Annotated in this window: 13 protein-coding genes; 5 read left to right on the top strand and 8 right to left on the bottom strand. The window is 63.6% G+C overall.

The window, feature by feature from the left end; genetic code table 11:
- Nucleotides 1-70 precede the first annotated feature (70 nt).
- From ACF8MI_RS26290 to ACF8MI_RS26325, 8 genes are all read right to left on the bottom strand, one after another.
- Entirely contained in the window at nt 71-1,561 is a 1,491-nt protein-coding gene (locus ACF8MI_RS26290; protein ID WP_060497019.1) for an efflux transporter outer membrane subunit, read from the bottom strand.
- Nucleotides 1,558-4,665 (bottom strand): efflux RND transporter permease subunit, encoded by a 3,108-nt coding sequence (locus ACF8MI_RS26295; RefSeq protein ID WP_104834599.1) that lies wholly within the window; start codon nt 4,663-4,665, stop codon nt 1,558-1,560. The genes ACF8MI_RS26290 and ACF8MI_RS26295 overlap by 4 nt, the downstream gene beginning before the upstream one ends.
- Nucleotides 4,662-7,760, bottom strand: coding sequence for an MdtB/MuxB family multidrug efflux RND transporter permease subunit (locus ACF8MI_RS26300; protein ID WP_200929414.1), 3,099 nt, complete (start codon nt 7,758-7,760; stop codon nt 4,662-4,664). The genes ACF8MI_RS26295 and ACF8MI_RS26300 overlap by 4 nt, the downstream gene beginning before the upstream one ends.
- Nucleotides 7,757-9,067 (bottom strand): MdtA/MuxA family multidrug efflux RND transporter periplasmic adaptor subunit, encoded by a 1,311-nt coding sequence (locus tag ACF8MI_RS26305; RefSeq protein WP_200929415.1) that lies wholly within the window; start codon nt 9,065-9,067, stop codon nt 7,757-7,759. Before ACF8MI_RS26305 ends, ACF8MI_RS26300 begins: the two co-directional genes overlap by 4 nt.
- A gap of 264 nt (nt 9,068-9,331) precedes the next feature.
- The gene (tpx, locus tag ACF8MI_RS26310) at nt 9,332-9,832 is read right to left on the bottom strand and encodes a thiol peroxidase (RefSeq protein ID WP_060497023.1); all 501 of its coding nucleotides are present in this window, start codon (nt 9,830-9,832) and stop codon (nt 9,332-9,334) included.
- A gap of 167 nt (nt 9,833-9,999) precedes the next feature.
- Nucleotides 10,000-11,280, bottom strand: coding sequence for a serine/threonine transporter (locus ACF8MI_RS26315; RefSeq protein ID WP_060497024.1), 1,281 nt, complete (start codon nt 11,278-11,280; stop codon nt 10,000-10,002).
- Nucleotides 11,281-11,487: 207 nt separating this feature from the next.
- On the bottom strand, nt 11,488-12,684 hold the full coding sequence (locus ACF8MI_RS26320; RefSeq protein ID WP_016713845.1) for an amino acid aminotransferase: 1,197 nt from the start codon (nt 12,682-12,684) through the stop codon (nt 11,488-11,490).
- A gap of 163 nt (nt 12,685-12,847) precedes the next feature.
- Complete coding sequence (locus tag ACF8MI_RS26325; protein WP_060497025.1) at nt 12,848-13,873, bottom strand: Ldh family oxidoreductase; 1,026 nt, start codon at nt 13,871-13,873, stop codon at nt 12,848-12,850.
- Between the two features lie 143 nt (nt 13,874-14,016).
- Between ACF8MI_RS26325 and ACF8MI_RS26330 the strand changes: the two genes are divergently transcribed.
- The 5 genes from ACF8MI_RS26330 (at nt 14,017) to ACF8MI_RS26350 (ending at nt 18,493) form a co-directional block, all read left to right on the top strand.
- Nucleotides 14,017-14,889 carry a MurR/RpiR family transcriptional regulator gene (locus ACF8MI_RS26330; protein ID WP_104834596.1) on the top strand — a complete coding sequence of 291 codons (873 nt, stop codon included), beginning with the start codon at nt 14,017-14,019 and terminating at the stop codon, nt 14,887-14,889.
- A 22-nt stretch (nt 14,890-14,911) separates the two neighbouring features.
- Complete coding sequence (locus tag ACF8MI_RS26335; protein ID WP_060497027.1) at nt 14,912-15,664, top strand: transporter substrate-binding domain-containing protein; 753 nt, start codon at nt 14,912-14,914, stop codon at nt 15,662-15,664.
- Between the two features lie 141 nt (nt 15,665-15,805).
- Nucleotides 15,806-16,525 carry an ABC transporter permease gene (locus ACF8MI_RS26340; protein ID WP_060497028.1) on the top strand — a complete coding sequence of 240 codons (720 nt, stop codon included), beginning with the start codon at nt 15,806-15,808 and terminating at the stop codon, nt 16,523-16,525.
- A complete protein-coding gene (locus ACF8MI_RS26345; protein ID WP_060497029.1) occupies nt 16,522-17,232 on the top strand; it encodes an ABC transporter permease in 711 nt (236 codons plus the stop codon). Before ACF8MI_RS26340 ends, ACF8MI_RS26345 begins: the two co-directional genes overlap by 4 nt.
- A 16-nt stretch (nt 17,233-17,248) precedes the next feature.
- Nucleotides 17,249-18,493: an FAD-binding oxidoreductase gene (locus ACF8MI_RS26350; protein WP_060497030.1), complete on the top strand. Its 1,245-nt coding sequence runs from the start codon at nt 17,249-17,251 to the stop codon at nt 18,491-18,493.
- Nucleotides 18,494-18,499: the final 6 nt, after the last annotated feature.

The raw sequence follows: 18,499 nt of genomic DNA on the forward strand, positions 1-18,499 counted from the left end.
CATAAAACGCGCTGGCTTCTTCGCGGGTAAACCCGCTCCCACTGGATGTTTGCAAGTTTGCAGAAACCGATCAATCCTGCTCGGCAAATGCCTTTTCGGCGTCCCAGCCGCCTCCCAGCGCAGCCACCAGCTGCACACTGGCCACCAGGCGCCCTTGCAGCAGGTTCAACACACTGCGCTCGTTGCTCAACGCCGTAGTCTGCACGTTCACCACATCCAGGTAGCCGATCAACCCTGCGCGGTACTGGTTCTCGGTCAGGCGCAGCGACTCGCGGGCGGCATCCAGCGCTTCCTGGCGCACCACCGCCTCATCGCCGTACACCTTCAACTGCACCAGCAGGTTTTCCACTTCCTTGAAGCCGTCGAGCACGGTCTGGCGGTATTGCGCCACGGTCTGGTCATACGCGGCCACCGTGCGGTCCACCTCGGCGCTGCGCTTGCCGGCGTCGAACAGGGTCAGCGCCAGTTGCGGGCCTACCGACCAGTAGCGGTTGGGCAGCTCGATCCAGTTGCTGAAGCTGCTGCTGGAATAGCCGCCGCTCATGCTCAGGCTGAGGTCCGGGAAATACGCCGCCCGCGACACGCCGATGTTGGCATTGGCGGCCATCACGTTACGCTCGGCGGCAGCGATATCCGGGCGCCGTTCCAGCAACTGCGAAGGCAGCGAAACCGGGATTTGCGGCAGCGCGGGAATGTCCTTGCTGTCGGCCAGCGCAAAGTCGGCCGGGGTTTTGCCCAGCAGCACGGCAATGGCATTTTCGAACTGCGCGCGCTGCCAGATCAGGTCGATCAGGTCAGCCTGGGTGCTCTTGAGCTGGGTACGAGCTTGCGCCACGGCATCTGGCCCGGCGACGCCGGCGCGATACTGGTTTTCGTTCATCCGCAACGAGCGCTCGTAGGCCGCCACAGTGGCTTCCAGCAGGCGCTTTTGCTCGTCTATCACCCGCAGTTGCAGGTAGTTCTGCACCAGCTCCGATTGCTGGCTCAAACGAATCGAGGCGAGGTCGGCGAAGCTGGCTTCGGCACTGGCCTCGTTGGCATTCATGGTTTCGCGCAGCTTGCCCCACAGGTCGATTTCCCAGCTCACGCCCAACTGCGCGTTGTAGGTGTTGCGAATACCGCTGCTGTTGTTGGACAAGCTCGAACTGGAACTGCCGGTGCCCTGGGCCGAGCGGTTCTTGCTGGCGTTCAGGTCCAGGCTGGGGAACAACGCCGCGCGGCTGCTGCGCACCAGCGCTTGGGCCTGGCGGTACTGGGCTTCGGACTGCGCTACGGTCTGGTTGCTGCGGTTCAGTTCCTCAACCAGCGCATTGAGCCCGGCATCGCCGTAGATTTCCCACCAGGCGCCGCGGGCGATGGCGTCGGATGGCGCGGCCTGGGTCCAGCCTTCGGCGTGCTTGAACTGCGCCGCCGAGCTGTTCAGTTCGGGGCGATGGTAGTCCGGGCTCAAGGTACAGGCACTGAGCAGGGCTACGCACAACCCGGCGCCGAGCAGGCGCGAGCCACGCCCACGGGTCAGCGTTTGCAGGGCACGATGAAGTGGGGTCTGGGCAAAAGTCATAGCGGGTTTTCCAGGGCGGCGTCGGTGCGCACGCCGCGCCAACGGTTGAAACGGTGGCGCAGGCGGTCCAGGTACAGGTAGACCACCGGCGTCGTGTAAAGGGTGAGGATCTGGCTGAACACCAGGCCACCAATGATGGTCAGGCCCAGCGGCTGGCGCATTTCCGCGCCCTCGGCGTGGCTCAGCAGCAGCGGCAAGGCGCCAAGGATGGCCGCCAGGGTGGTCATCAGGATCGGCCGCAGGCGCAGCAGACAGGCCCGGCGAATCGACTCCTCGGGTGACAGCCCCTGGTGGCGCTCCAGCTGCAAGGCCAGGTCGATCATCAGGATGGCGTTTTTCTTCACCACGCCAATCAGCAGGAACAGCCCCAGCAGCGAGATCAGGCTGAACTCGCCCCCCGTGACGTACAACGCGAGCAAGGCCCCGACACCGGCTGAGGGCAGTGTCGAAAGAATGGTCAGCGGGTGAATGTAGCTTTCGTACAGGATGCCCAGCACCAGGTACACCAGCACCAGCGCACCGAGGATCATGAACGGCTGGCCTTCCTGGGTCTTGGCAAAGGCATCGGCAGTGCCCCCCAGCTTGGCGATCACTTCCTCAGGCAAGCCCAACTTGGCCACCGCGCGCTCCAGCGCAGCCATGGCCTGATCAGGGCTGTAGCCTTCCGCGACGTCGAAGGCAATGTCTTCGGAGGCGAACTGGCCTTCGTGGCTGACGCGGTCGTTGGCCAGGCTGTTCTCGTAGTGGGCGATGGTGGACAGCGGCACACGGGCGCCGTCGGCGGTGATCACCTGCACTTGCTCCAGGGTACTTGGGTCCCAGGCGTATTTCGGGTTGATTTCCAGCACCACCTGGTATTGGTTGAGACTGTCGTAGATGGTAGAGATCTGCCGCTGGCTGTAGGCGTTGTTCAACACCGTGGTAACCATGTCCATGTCGATGCCCAGGCGCTTGGCCTGGTCGCGGTCGACCACCAGGGTCACCTGCTGGGTGCCGGCACCGTCACGCGCATCGATAGCGGTGAGCTCCGGCAGTGCACGCACGGCTGCGACCACTTTCGGGAACCACTCACGCAGCGCTGCCAGGTCGCCACTCTGCAGGGTATACAGGTACTGCGACGAGTTCTGGTCACGGCCACCGCCGCCCAGTTGCAGGTCCTGGTCGGCCATCAGGAACAGGCGCCCGCCAGGCACTTTGGGCATTTCCTTGCGCAGGCGCTCGATCACCTTCTGCGCATCGATCTTGCGCTCGCTGATCGGTTTCAGGCGCACCAGCACCATGGCGTTGTTGGTACCGCTATTGCCACCGATGAAACCTGCAACGCTCTGCACTGCCGGGTCAGCGAGCAAAGCACGGCGGTAAATTTCCATCTTCGGCTGCATCACGGTGAACGACAGCCCGTCGTCACCACGGATGAAGCCCATCAGCTGGCCGGTGTCCTGCTGCGGCATCAACGTCTTGGGCACCACTACATACAGCGCGATGTTGATGCCGATGGTGGCCAACAGGCTGAGCAGGGTCAGGCGCTTGTGGCGCAGGGCCCAGCCCAGGCTGCGGTCGTAGACGTTAACCATGCGCTGGTGCAGTTTGTCGCTCCAGCGTTGCAGGCGTGTCTGCTCGGCCTGATGCGGTTTGAGCCAGCGGGCGCAGAGCATGGGCGTCAGGGTCAGCGATACCACCAGCGACACGATGATCGCCGTCGCCAGGGTGATGGAAAACTCCTGGAACAGGTTGCGCACAATGCCGCCCATGAACAGGATGGAGACGAACACCGCCACCAGCGACACGTTCATCGACAGCAAGGTGAAGCCTACTTCCTTGGCGCCGAGGAAGGCCGCCCTCATCGGCGGCTGGCCGTCCTCGATGTGCCGCGAGATGTTTTCCAGCACCACGATGGCATCGTCCACCACCAGGCCGGTGGCCAGAATCAGCGCCATCAGCGACAGGTTGTTCAGCGAGAAACCGCACAGGTACATGACCGCGAACGTGCCCACCAGCGACACCGGCACGGCCAGGCTGGGGATCAGCGAGGCGCGCAGGCTGCCGAGGAACAGGTACACCACCAGGATCACCAGCACCACCGCAATCAGCAGGGTGTGCTCGGCCTCTTTCAGGGTGGCCTTGATCACGGGCGAGCGGTCCATGGCCACGTTCAGTTGCACGCTGGCTGGCAACAACGACTGCAGGGCCGGCAGCTGTGCCTTGATCTGGTCAACCGTTTCGATGATGTTGGCGCCGGCCTGGCGGTTGACCACCAGCAGCACGGCCGCCTGGTCATTGAAGAAGCCGCTGTTGTAACGGTTCTCGACGCCGTCGGTGATGGTCGCCACGTCGGACAGGCGCAGGATGGTACCGTTTTGCTGGCGGATCACCACCGGCTCGTAGTCCTTGGCCGTTTCCAGCTGGTCGTTGGCGCGCACCTGCCAGTTGCGCTCAGCGTCCTCGACAAAGCCCATGGGGCGACGCTGGTTGGCGTTGGACACCGCCGTGCGCACTTCGTCCAGCGACAGGTTGTACTGGTTGAGCAGTTGCGGCTCGACGGCGATGCGCACCGCCGGCAGCGAGCTGCCGCCGATCTGCACCTCCCCTACCCCCGACACCTGGGCCAGGCTCTGCGCCAGGATGGTGTCGGCCAAGTCGTACAACTGGCCTTTCTGCAGCACATCCGAGGTCAGCGACAACACCATGATCGGCGCCTGGGACGGGTTGATCTTCTTGTAGGTGGGCATGCTGCGCATGCCGCTGGGCAGCAGGTTGCGGGTAGCGTTGATCGCCGCCTGCACCTCGCGCGCCGCACCGTCGATGTCCCGGCCCATCTCGAAACCGATGATCACCCGGGTCGAGCCCTGGTTGGAGCTACTGGTCAGCGTGGTGACGCCGGCGATGCTGCCCAGCTTACGCTCCAGTGGCGTGGCCACGGTAGACGCCATGACCTCAGGGCTGGCCCCGGACAGGTTGGCCGACACCACGATCACCGGGAAGTCCATTTCCGGCAGCGGCGCAACTGGCAGCAGCTTGAAGCTGACGCCGCCCAGCAGCATGATCGCCAGGCTCAACAGCATGGTCGCCACCGGGCGACGGATGAAAGGACCGGACAGGTTCATGCCTCGGCCTGCTTCGCGTCAGTGGCCGGGCGCCAGCGGCGGGCCAGGCGGTCGAAGTAGAGGTAGATGACCGGGGTGGTGAACAGCGTCAGCACCTGGCTGACCAGCAACCCGCCCACCATCACCAGGCCCAGAGGCTGGCGCAGCTCCGCGCCGGAACCGGTGGCGAGCATCAGCGGCACAGCACCGAACAGCGCGGCCAGGGTGGTCATCAGGATCGGCCGGAAGCGCAGCAGCGCCGCCTGGTAGATGGCATCGCGCGGGCTCATGCCTTGGTGGCGCTCGGCCTCCAGGGCGAAGTCGATCATCATGATCGCGTTCTTCTTCACGATACCGATCAGCAGGATGATACCGATGATGGCGATCATGCCCAGGTCGTTGCCGCTGATGAGCAGCGCCAGCAAAGCGCCCACTGCTGCCGACGGCAAGGTCGAGAGGATGGTCACAGGGTGAATGTAGCTTTCGTACAGCACGCCCAGCACGATGTACATCGTCACTACCGCCGCCAGGATCAGCAGCAAGGTGCTCGACAGCGATGCCTGGAAGGCCTGCGCCGCACCCTGGAAGCGGGTTTGCACACCCAACGGCATGCCGATGTCCTTCTGCACCTGCTCGATCACCTGCACGGCTTCACCCAGCGATGCGCCGTGGGCTAGGTTGAACGACAGGGTCACCGCCGGGAACTGGCCGATGTGGGCAATGGCCAACTGGGCCTGGCGCTGCTCGATACGCGCCAGCGCCGACAGGCGCACCTGGCCGCCATCGGTGGCCTTGACGTGAATCGACTCCAGCGCTTGCGGGCCGATAACTGCCGCGTCCTGCGACTGCAGTACCACACGGTACTGGCTGGCCTGGGTGTAGATGGTGGAGATCTGCCGTTGGCCAAAGGCGTCATACAGGGCATTGGTGATCTGCGACACCGTGATGCCCAGGCGGCCGGCCATGTCACGGTCAATCACCAGGTAGACCTGCAAGCCCTTGTCCTGCAGGTCGCTGGCCACGTCGGTCAGTTCGGGGCGTTGCTGCAGCGCCTGTACCAGCTTGCTGCTCCATTGCGCCAACAGGTCGGCGTCGGGCGACGACAGGCTGAACTGGTACTGGGTGCGGCTGACACGGTCTTCGATACTCAGGTCCTGCACCGGCTGCATGAACAGGCGGATGCCCACCAGCCGGTCGAGTTGCGGCTGCAGACGGCGGATGACCTCGCTGGCGGTGACATCCCGTTCGCCATGGGGCTTGAGGTTGATCAGCACGCGGCCACTGTTGAGCGTAGCGTTGTCGCCGTCGACACCGATGTAGGACGACAGGCTTTGCACCGCCGGGTCCTGCAGGATCACCTTGCTCAGGGCCTGCTGGCGTTCGCTCATGGCGGCAAACGAGGTGGATTGCGGCGCTTCGGAGATACCCTGGATCACCCCGGTGTCCTGCACCGGGAAGAAGCCCTTGGGCACCACCATGTACAGGAACACAGTCAGCGCCAGGCTGGCCACGGCGACCAGCAGTGTCAACGGCTGGTGCTTCAGCACCCATTGCAGGGCACTGCCATAGTGCTTGATCAGCCAGTCGATCCAGGCACCACTGGCACGGTAGAAGCGCCCCTGCTCTTCTTCCTTGGGCTCGCGCTTGAGCAGCCGGGCGCACATCATCGGCGTCAGGGTCAGCGACACCACCAGGGAAATCAGGATGGCCACCGCCAGGGTAATGGCGAACTCGCGGAACAGCCGGCCGACGACATCGGCCATGAACAGCAGCGGGATCAGTACCGCGATCAGCGAGAAGGTCAGGGAAATCAGGGTGAAGCCGATTTGCCGGGCGCCCTTGAGCGCTGCCTGCATGGGCGTCTCGCCCTCTTCGATATGCCGTGAGATGTTTTCCAGCATCACGATGGCATCATCGACCACAAAGCCCGTGGCGATGGTCAGGGCCATCAGCGTCAGGTTGTTGACCGAGAAGCCGGCCAGGTACATGACGCCGAAGGTGCCGATCAGCGACAAAGGCACGGCAATCGAAGGGATAATGGTGGCACTGAAGCGGCGCAGGAAGAGGAAGGTGACCATCACCACCAGGGCGATGGCGATCAGCAGTTCGTGCTGTACGTCCTTCACCGCAGCGCGGATGGTCTGGGTGCGGTCGGTGAGCACCGACACATCCAGACCGGCCGGCAGGTTGTCGGTGATCGACGGCAACAGTTCCTTGATGCGGTCGACCACTTCGATCACGTTGGCGCCCGGCTGACGCTGGATGTTCAGCAGCACCGCATGGTTTTCGTTGGCCCAGGCGGCCAGGCGCTCGTTCTCCGCGCCGTCGACGATTTCGGCCACGTCTTTCAGGCGCAGCGGCGCACCGTTGTTGTAGGCCAGGATCAGGTTGGCGTATTGCTCGGGGGAACGTAGCTGGTCGTTGGCATCGAGCATCGACACCCGGGTCGGGCCGTCGAAGTTGCCCTTGGGCTGGTTGACGTTGGACGCGCCAATCAGCGTGCGCACGTCATCCAGGTTCAGGCCGTTGGCGGCCAAGGCATCGACGTTGACCTTGATGCGCACTGCCTGGCGCTGGCCGCCGGCAATGCTGACCATGCCCACGCCACTGATCTGCGCGAGCTTTTGCGCCACGCGGGTGTCGACCAGGTCGTTGAGCTTGGGCAGCGGCATGGTTTTGCTGGAAATGGCCAGGGTCAACACCGGGGTGTCGGCCGGGTTGACCTTGTTGTACACCGGTGGTGCTGGCAGGTCGCTGGGCAGCAGGTTGCTGGCGGCGTTGATCGCGGCCTGCACCTGTTGCTCGGCAACGTCCATGTTCATGTCGAGGTTGAAGCGCAAGGTCAGCACCGACGCGCCGCCGGAGCTGGTCGAAGCCATTTGCTCAAGGCCAGGCATCTGCCCGAACTGGCGCTCCAGCGGTGCGGTGACTGCACTGGTCATGACCTGCGGGCTGGCGCCGGGGTAAAGGGTCATGACGCGGATGGTCGGGTAATCCACCTGCGGCAAGGCGGAAACCGGCAGCAGCTTGTAGGCGATCAGGCCGGCCAGAACGATGGCCAGCATGCTCAGCGTGGTGGCGACCGGCCGCAGAATGAACAGACGCGAGAAGTTCATGCGCCCGCCTTGCCTGCTGCTTTGCCCGGTTGTGCTTCACCGGTTTGCGCCGAGTCTTTGGCCTCTTGCCCTTGCAGGTGCTGGCCCGGGGTGGTCGGCACTTGTGAGCTGTCTTCGACCACTTCGACCTTGGTGCCTTCGCGCAGGCGGTCGGTACCTTCCAACACCAGCCGGTCACCGGCCTTCAGGCCGTCGAGAATGACGCTGTTCTCGCCATCGCTGGCGCCCACTTTGAGCTTGCGCACGTTAACCGTGTTCTCGGCATTGACCACGTAGGCGAAGCTACCGTCGTTGCCGAACTGGATGGCCGCCGCCGGGGCCATGACCACCTGCTTGAGGGTATCGGCCAGCAAGCGCACGTTGACGAACTGGTTGGGGAACAGGGCCAGGTTCTTGTTCTCGAAGCGGCCTTTGAATTTGAGGGTGCCAGTGGTGGTGTCGATCTGGTTGTCGATACTGCCCAGCACGCCGGTAGATTGCAGTTTGCTGTCATTGCGGTCCCAGGCCTCGACCGGCAGGCTGGCGCCGCTGCGATAGCGCTCCAGCACGGTGTTCAGCTCGGTTTCCGGCAGGGTGAAGGCGACGTTGATCGGCTCGGTCTGGGTGATGACTACCAGTGCGGTGGTGTCGTTGGCCGCCACCAGGTTGCCCAGGTCAAGCTGACGCAGGCCGACTCGGCCGCTGATCGGCGCACGGATCTGGGTGAAGTCGAGGTTCAGGCGGGCATCGTTGACCTGGGCCTGGTTGGTCTTGACCAGCCCCTGGAATTGCGCCACCTGTGCTTCGGCGGTGTCGAGCGTTTGCTTGGCAATGCTGTCTTCGGCGTACAGGCCTTTGTAACGGGCCAGGTCGACCTGGGCGTTCTTCAACTGTGCCTGGTTTTGCGCCAAGGTGCCTTCGGCTTGCTGCAGGGCGATGCGGTACGAGCGCGGGTCGATTTCGGCAAGCAAGTCGCCGGCCTTGACCTGCTGACCTTCCTTGAAGTGGATTTTCACCAGTTCGCCAGCCACGCGGCTGCGTACGTTGACGGTGTTGGTCGCGGTGACCGTGCCCAGGGCCTTGTAGTACAGCGGGAAATCACCCACCCGCACCGGCTCGACGCGCACGGGTACAGCTTCGCTGGAGCCGCCAAAGCCCGGGCGACCGCCCATCATGCCCATGCCCTTGCCGCCGCGCCCGCCGCCACTGGCTTCTTTATGCGCAGGCGTTGCTGCAGGCCACAGCCACCAGGCCAGTGCAGCCACCAGCAGCAGGATCAGCAGGCCGACGAGCCAACGACGGGGGGAACGGGAATTGAACGCTTGCATGGGTTGAACGAACCTTGTTCGGAATGGCGACTTGGGGAGGGTGAACGATAAGCAATGGCATCGTTTAAGCAAAGGCCCTTTACCAGAGGTTTACCTTAGGCTGACGTTGCCAAGACGCGGAATTTTAAATGAAAACGGCCCGGAGAGCGTTCCGGGCCGTTACAGGGTGTTGCCTGGAGCGGTGGCGGGCTGAAAGGTTTCTTTTTCTGTGCCCGCGAAGAGGCCGGTACAGGCAATAAATGCCCGCCCTGCCCCACGCAGTCCTTACTTCAGTACAGCCAGGGCTGCATCGTAGTTCGGCTCGTCAGCAATTTCGCCAACCAGCTCGCTGTGCAGCACCTTGTCGTTCTCGTCCAGCACCACCACGGCGCGGGCAGCCAGGCCGGCCAGCGGGCCGTCGGCGATGGCGACGCCGTAGTTTTCAAGGAACTCGCGGCCACGCAGGGTCGACAGGTTCTTCACGTTGTCCAAGCCTTCAGCACCGCAGAAGCGGGCCTGGGCGAACGGCAGGTCGGCGGAGATGCACAGCACGACAGTGTTGGCGACATCGTTGGCCTGGGCGTTGAACTTGCGCACGGAGGTAGCGCAGGTTGGGGTGTCGACGCTCGGGAAAATGTTCAGCACTTTGCGCTTGCCGGCGAAGTCTTTCAGCGACTTGTCAGCCAGGCCTTCACCGACCAGGGAGAATGCCGGAGCCTGGGCGCCGGCCTGTGGCAGGTTGCCGTTGACCTGAACCGGGCCGCCTTTGAGAGTCACTTGAGCCATGACGAAATCCTTATACTGGGTTTGAAAAGGACACTGAGTTAAGCATGAAGCCGGCCGGGTGCCTATGGGTCCGGTGAAATTGTTCTATTTCCAGACACTTTTTGTGGACAAAAAAAATACCCGGTTTGCGACAGGCAACCCGGGCATTCTTTATTGCAGGAGGCGAATCAGCCCAGCAGGCCGTACACCACCGAAGTCAACGCAACCAGACCGACCACCACCACGAACACGTTGGAGGCCGCGCCGCTGTACTTGCGCATCGACGGTACACGGTGAATGGCGTACATCGGCATCAGGAACAGCAGCACCGCCAGGATCGGGCCGCCGAGCGACTCGATCATGCCGAGGATGCTCGGGTTGAGGGTGGCAACGATCCAGCACACCACCAGCATCAGCGCGGCGACCACGCGGTCCAGGGTTTTGGCACCCGGGCGCGCGCCGGTCTTGGTGATGATGCCTTTCAGGCCTTCGCTGGCACCGATGTAGTGACCCAGGAACGACTTGGCGATAGCCACGAAGGCGATCAGCGGCGCCGCGAAAGCGATGGTCGGATTGCTGAAGTGGTTGGCCAGGTACGACAGGATCGACAGGTTCTGTGCCTTGGCTTCGGCCAGCTGGGCGCTGCTCAGGGTGAGCACGCAGCTGAACACGAAGAACAGCACCATCACCACCATCAGCAGGTGGGCGCGGCGCAGGATCTGGCCGCTGCGCTCATCGGCGTGCTCGCCGTAACGGCGCTTCTGGTCCACCGCAAAGGCCGAGATGATCGGCGAGTGGTTGAACGAGAACACCATCACCGGAATGGCCAGCCACAGGGTGTGCAGGAACGCCGAGGCCGGCGGCACCTGGGTGGCGCTGTCGAGGATGCCACCGGTCCAGTGCGGCACCAGGTACAGGCCCAGCAGCGCCAGGGCGACGATGAACGGGTACACCAGCAGGCTCATGACCTTGACCGTGGCCTGCTCGCCGCAACGCACGATGGCCAGCAGGCCGAGGATCAGCACGAACGACAGGATGGCCCGTGGTGGCGGCGCCATGTGCAACTGGTGCTCCATGAAGCTGGACACGGTGTTGGTCAGCGCCACGCTATAAATAAGCAGGATGGGGAAAATCGCGAAGAAATACAGCACGGTGATCGAGGCACCGGCGGTGCTGCCGAAATGCTCTTTGACCACCTCGGTGATGTCGCCACCGTTGCGCCCGGAAAGGACGAAACGGGTCAGGCCACGGTGGGCAAAGTACGTCATCGGGAAAGCCAGTATGGCCAGGATCAGCAGCGGCCAGAAACCGCCAAGGCCGGCGTTGATCGGCAGGAACAAGGTTCCGGCGCCAATGGCTGTGCCAAACAGGCCCAGCATCCAGGTAGTGTCGTGACGCGCCCAGCTGCCAAGGGTGGCGGGGGTCGATTCTGCAAAGCGTTGTTCAACGCTTGGGGCCTGCTCATTCATTCCGGGTGAAGCTCCACTCGCAAGACTGCAACAGGCTGAGAATGGCGAAATAGTGCCTTCGCCCAACTCAACCGGAAAAGAGGGGCGCGATTGTGCACGGAAAGGTTGCACTTGCGAAGCCCCTTTCCGAGGGGCGGTTGCACTTGTCTTTACAAGCGGGTTGTGCCGACAGGAAATGCAAGGGGCCGCGCAGGCCCCTTGGTGGTGTTACTTCTGAACAGCAGCGAACGCTTCGGCAACCCGTTGCAGGTTGGCCGGGCGCAGGCCGGACATGCACACGCGGCCGCTGTCGATCAGGTATACGCCAAATTCGTCACGCAGGCGGCGCACTTGCTCCACGCTGAAGCCGGTGTAGCTGAACATGCCCCGCTGGCGCAGGAAGAACTGGAAGTCCTGGCCTGGCAGCAGCTTCGCCAGAGCATCGACCAGCGCCTGGCGCATGTCGAGGATACGCTTGCGCATCACTTCGACTTCTTCGGCCCATTGGGCATTGAGGCCGGCATCGCTCAGCACGCCAGCGACCAGCTGGGCGCCGAAGTTGGGCGGGCTGGAATAGTTGCGGCGTACGGTGGCCTTGAGCTGGCCAAGGACGCTCTGGGCAGTGGCGTCGTCGTCGCACACCACTGACAAGCCCCCTACCCGCTCGCCGTACAGCGAGAATATTTTCGAGAACGAGTTGCTGACCAGGCACGGCACACCGGCACGAGCCATTTCGCGGATGGCGTAGGCGTCTTCCACCAGGCCTTCGGCGAAGCCCTGGTAGGCGATGTCGAGGAACGGGATCAGTTGGCGTGCCTTGACCACTTCAACCACTTGTTGCCACTGGTGTTGTTCCAGGTCGGCGCCGGTGGGGTTGTGGCAGCAAGGGTGCAGCAGTACTACGCTGTTGGCCGGCAGGGTCTGCAGGGTGGCCAGCATGCCGTCGAAGTCCACGCCACGGGTGGCCTGGTCGAAGTACGGGTAGGTGTGCACCTTGAAGCCGGCGCCTTCGAAGATGGCGCGGTGGTTGTCCCAGGTCGGGTTGCTGACCCAGACTTCGGACTGCGGGAAATAGCGCTTGAGGAAGTCGGCACCGACTTTCAGGGCGCCGGAACCACCCACGGTCTGCACGGTGGCCACACGGCCGCCGGTCACAGCCGGGTGATCGGCACCGAACAGCAGTGCCTGGATCGCCTGTCGGTAGCTGGCCAGGCCTTCCATTGGCAGGTACAGGGAAGCTTCGTGGTCCTGGCCGGCGATGCGTTTTTCCACCGCATCCACAGCCGCCAGTTGCGGCACCACGCCGGCCTCATCGTAGTACAGGCCGATACTCAGGTTGACCTTGTCGGCGCGCGGGTCGGCCTTGAAGGTTTCCATCAACGAGAGGATCGGGTCGCCGGCATAGGCATCGACATGTTTGAACACAGCGTGCAGCTCCTTGGATCAGGACAGTACGAAAAGTCAGCGTTGAGCATACCCGGAGTGCGGGTTCAGGAACATCCACTATTGTGCAAGGTTGTCTATGCAACATTGCATGGCTGGGAATTTGTGCTGGATTCTTCGCGGGCAAGCCCGCGAAGAGACCGGGTTAGCCAAGCAACTCCTTCAGGCCGAGCAACTCCTGCTCGGTCACCGCCACCCCCTCCTCCTCGGCCACCTCTCGCTCGCGGTATCGCCGCTCACCCGGCATGCGGGTCAGGCCCACCGACTGCATCTGTTCCACCAATTCGCGGCTGCGCTGGGCAAACCGCTCGCCCTCGGCCTTGTGCGGGTCGATGACGATGATCAGCTGCCCCGTCCATGGCGTTTTCGCCCCGGGGTGCCCGGACCAGTCGAACTCCCAGGAAAAATGCCCGCCCGTCAGCGCCGCCGCCAGCAACTCGACCATCATCGACAGCGCCGAGCCCTTGTGCCCACCAAACGGTAGCAAGGCCCCACCCTCCAGAATCGCCAGCGGGTCGGTGGTCGGCTCGCCGTTGGCATCCACACCCATGCCTTCCGGTAGTTGCTGGCCGGCACGCGCAGCAATCTGCACGTCACCGTGGGCCATGGCGCTGGTGGCCATGTCGAAGACGATCGGGTCATGTTCGGCGCAAGGCGCAGCAAACGCAATGGGGTTGGTGCCGAACAGAGGCTTGCGGGCCCCATGCGGCACCACGCAGGTCATGCTGTTGACCACGCTCAGGGCCACCAGGCCCTCTTCGGCGAACGGCTCTACATCCGGCCACAGTGCCGCAAAGTGGTGCGAGTTGTGGATCGCCAGTACGGCAATGCCGGCATTGCGGGCCTTGGCCACCAACAATTCACGGGCAGCAGCCAGCGCGGGCTGGGCGAAACCACCAGCGGCATCGACACTGACATAGCCGGCAGCCACATCACTGACCTTCGGTGTGGCCTGCCCGTCGACCCAGCCACTGGCCAGGGTCGAAACATACCCAGGCATGCGGAATACCCCATGGCTATGCGCGCCATCACGCTGGGCACTGGCGCAGTTGTGAGCCAGCACCCCGGCCACGCGCTCGCTGCAGCCATGGCGCTGGAAAATAGCCTGCAACAGGCCCTGCAGTTCGGTAAAGGGCACACGCACGACGGTGCCGTTGGAAGGTGCGGACATCTGAAGCTCCTTGTTGGTATTGGAATGGCTACAGCGTTGCAACGACAAAAACTTTCCTGCAAGTGACAGCAATCTGTCAAATGTTGACTTGATGACAGAAAACATTCATTTTCTTTCCCAAGCCTTACCCCTGGAGCCACAGCATGAGCCAACCGATCAAGCAACGCCTGGAAAACAGCCTCGAAGGGGCCGCTGCCTCGGGCCGCAAGATCGCCACCTACATGCTTGCCAACCTGCACGAACTGCCGTTCCAAACTTCGGCCAGCATCGCCGCCAAGCTGGGCGTCAGCGAATCCAGCGTCGGGCGCTTCTGCCGCTCACTGGGTTATGCCCACCTCAAGGCGCTTAAGCAAGACCTGCAGAACGACCTGGGCGACGGCCCCTGGCTGGTGGGTGACCGCTTGCAAGATTACCGCCAGAACCAGGACGCCAGCGACAACGCCGGCAGCCTGGAGCTGGAGATCGCCGCCCTGGTGCGCGTGCACGAGTACCGCCAAAGCCCGGCCTGGCACAGCGTGGCGCAACGCCTGGCCAGCAAGCCACGGGTGTTCATCGCCGGCTTCCAGACCGAGCGCGGCGTGGCCATGTGCATGAGCCACTTGCTGCAATACCTGCGCGATGGCGTGCAACTGGTCGATATCAGCGCCGGGCACTTCGGCGACGTGTTGCTGGGCCGCGCCGAAGACAGCGCCCTGGTGGTGTTCGAAGCGCGCCGTTATTCCCGCCACGCCCTATTGCTGTGCCAGAAGGCACGCCAGGCGGGCATCGCGGTCACCCTGGTGACCGACACCTTCTGTGACTGGGCCGATGCCAACGCCGACGAGGTGTTCCGCATCCCCACCGAGTTCAATCTGTTCTGGGAATCCACCTCGACGATGCTGTCGTGGGTTCACCTGATGGTCAACGAGGTCTGCAAGAAACTCGGGCCTGATGTTGAAAAACGCTTGGAAGCGACTGCCGCTCTACATAACGAGTTCGTCGGCTACACCTCGTGGTCGGCGGGCAAACAACAATAGCAAGAGTGCAATGAGGTGCGAGATGAACAAGACCATGGCCTTGGTGGGTGCGTGTGCCCTGCTGCTGACGGGTACCGCCAGTGCCGAAACCCTGCGTTTTGCCACCGAGGGCGCCTACCCGCCCTTCAACTATGTCGATGCCGATAACAAACTGCACGGCTTCGACATCGACATCACCCACGCCCTGTGCGAACAGATGAAAGTCGAGTGCACGCTGGTGGCCCAGGACTGGGAAGGCATCATCCCCGCCCTGATGGCCCGCAAGTACGACGCTATTGTCGCCTCGATGATCGACACCGAAGAACGTCGTAAGAAAATCGCCTTCACCGACCATTACTACCGCACCCCGCTGACCGTCGCCGTCGCCAAGGACAGCAAGATCGACAGCGCCCAGACTGACTTCGTCGGCTACACCGTCGGCGCCCAGTCCTCGTCCACCCAGGCTATCTACGCCGAAGACGTGTATGGCAAGGCCGGTGCCGACGTGAAGCTGTACCCGACCATGGACGAAGCCAACGCCGACCTGGCCGCCGGGCGCCTGGACGGGGTGATTGCCGACAAATTCCCGCTGCACGAGTGGATGACCAAGAACGGTGGGGATTGCTGCAAGATCCTCGGCGACGTGGCAAACACCAAAGCCGATGCTGCCATTGCCGTGCGCAAGGACGACGAGGCCCTGCGCCAGCGCCTGAACGTTGCACTGCAACAGATCGTGGCCAACGGCACCTATCAGAAGATCGCCAGCAAGTACTTCGCTTTCGATATCTACAACTGACCTTCAAGCCCGCATTGCCTGACCGGGCCCTATCGCCAGCCAGCTCCCACAGGTTGCTCACTGACCTGAAGAACAGAGGTGTACCTGTGGGAGCCGGCTTGCCGGCGATGAGGCCGGTGAGGTCAACACAAGGTGTTTGTCATGCTCGATCAATTGTCCTTGCTGTCCTTCGCCAGTGGAGGCTGGGGCCAGGCGCTGCTGGCCGGCGCGCTGGTTACGGTTTCCCTCGCCCTGGCCTGCCTGCCCATCGGCCTGCCGCTGGGCCTGCTAGTTGCCCTGGCCGCACGCTCGCGCAAACGCCTGCCACGGGCCTGGGCCACCACGTTCTCTACCGTGTTCCGCGGCCTGCCAGAGCTGCTGACGTTGCTGATCATTTATTACGGCTGCCAGATTGCCGCGCAGAAGATCCTTGCCGCCATGGGCTACGAGGGTGAGTTCCTGATCAACACCTTCCTTGCCGCGATGATTGCCTTCAGCCTGGTGTTCGCCGCGTTCTCCAGCGAGATCTGGCTCGCAGCCTTCAAGACCCTGCCCAAAGGCCAGCTGGAAGCCTGCTCGGCACTGGGCCTGAGCAAGCGCACCGGCTTCTTCAAGGTGCTGCTGCCGCAACTGACCCGCATCGCCCTGCCCGGCTTGTCGAACAACTGGCTGTCGCTGCTCAAGGACACCTCGCTGGTGTCGACCATTTCGCTGGTCGACCTGATGCGCCAGACCAACCTTGCGGTCAGCGTGACCAAGGAGCCCATGTTCTTCTACGGCGTCGCCTGCCTAGGTTACCTGCTGTTCGCGGCACTTTCCGGGCGCGTGTTCGCCTACATCGAACGGCGCAGCAACCGCCACCTGCAAGGAGCACGCGCATGAGCTTCGAACAACTGCTGGCACTGGTGCTCGACCCCGACCTGCTGGAGCGCTACGGCCCGCGCTTTCTTGATGGCCTGCTGGTGACCGCCAAGCTGGTGGGCATTTCCTTCAGCCTGGGCGCCGTACTCGGCCTGTTGCTGGCCCTGGCACGTATGTCGCGCAGCCTGGTACTGCAGCGCATGGCCGCCAGTTACGTGTACTTCTTCCGTGGCTCGCCGCTGCTGGCCCAACTGTTCCTGCTGTATTACGGCCTGGGCTCGCTCAAAGGCTTCTGGCAGGACGTGGGTCTGTGGTGGTTCTTCCGCGAGGCGTGGTTCTGCACCTTGCTGGCATTCACCCTGAATACCGCCGCCTACCAGGCCGAGATCTTCCGCGGCAGCCTGATGGCCGTGGCCCCCGGCCAGCATGAGGCAGCCCGGGCGCTGAACCTGAAACGCTCGACCACCTTCTTCAAGGTGATCCTGCCGCAGTCGCTGCTGGTGGCCATCGGCCCGCTGGGCAACGAACTGATCCTGATGATCAAGGCCAGCGCGATTGCCTCGCTGGTGACCATCTATGACCTGATGGGCGTGACCAAACTGGCCTTCTCGCGCAGTTTCGACTTCCAGATCTACCTGTGGGCCGCTGTGCTCTACCTGGTGATCGTCGAACTGGTGCGGCGCCTGCTGAAACACCTGGAAGCCCGCCTGGGCCGCCACCTGAACTGACCGAAGGATACGTTCCATGCATTGCCAGACCCTTGTCCTCGGCGCCGGCATCGTCGGCGTCAGCACCGCGCTGCACCTGCAGGCCCGCGGGCGCCAGGTGATCCTGATCGACCGCGACGAACCGGGCAGCGGCACCAGCCACGGCAACGCCGGGCTGATTGAGCGCTCCAGCGTCATCCCCTATGCTTTTCCCCGGCAACTAGGCGCATTGCTGCGCTACGGCCTGAACCGCCAGCCCGATGTGCGCTACAGCCTGGCGCACCTGCCCAAGGCCGCGCCGTGGCTGTGGCGCTACTGGCGTCAGTCAGCCCCTGGTCGGCTGGCCGGTGCCGCCGCTGACATGCTGCCGCTGGTGCAGCGCTGCGTCGAAGAACACGACGTGCTCATCGCTGCTGCCGGCCTTGAAGGGCTGGTGCAGGCCAAAGGCTGGATCGAAGTGTTCCGCGACCCGGCCCTGTTCGAGCAGGCCAAGGCCGACGCCAAGGGCCTGAGCCGCTATGGCCTGCAATTTGAAATCCTTGAATGCGGGCAACTGCAGGCCCGCGAGCACCAGCTGGACGCCACCGTGGTCGGCGGCATTCACTGGCTCGACCCGAAGACCGTGAACAACCCCGGCGCCCTCACCCGTGGCTACGCGACGCTGTTCCAGCAACGCGGCGGGCAGTTCCTGCATGGTGATGCACGCAGCCTGCGCCAGGCCAACGGCCAATGGCGGGTCGAGAGCCGCCGCGGCCCGATTACCGCCGACGAAGTGGTGGCCTGCCTCGGCCCACAGTCGGCCGACCTGTTCAGCGGCCTGGGCTACCAGATCCCGCTGGCGATCAAGCGCGGTTACCACATGCACTACAGCACCCGTGACGGCGCGCAACTGGAGCATTCCATTTGCGATACCCAAGGCGGCTACGTCCTTGCACCAATGGCGCGCGGCGTGCGCCTGACCACCGGCATCGAGTTCGACGCAGCCAGCGCGCCCGGCAACCAGATCCAGCTGGGCCGCTGCGAGGCCCTGGCGCGCAAGCTGTTCCCGGCCTTGGGCGAACGCCTCGATGACACGCCGTGGCTGGGCCGTCGCCCGTGCCTGCCCGACATGCGCCCGGTGATCGGCCCGGCACCGCACCACCCCGGGCTTTGGTTCAACTTCGGCCACGCCCACCACGGCCTCACCCTGGGCCCGGTCAGCGGTCGACTGGTGGCCGAGCTGATCACCGGCGAACACCCCTTCACCGACCCCGCGCCCTACAGCGCGACCCGTTTCGACTGAACCCAC

Source organism: Pseudomonas sp. yb_9 (genome assembly GCF_043103635.1).
Lineage (GTDB): Bacteria > Pseudomonadota > Gammaproteobacteria > Pseudomonadales > Pseudomonadaceae > Aquipseudomonas > Aquipseudomonas monteilii.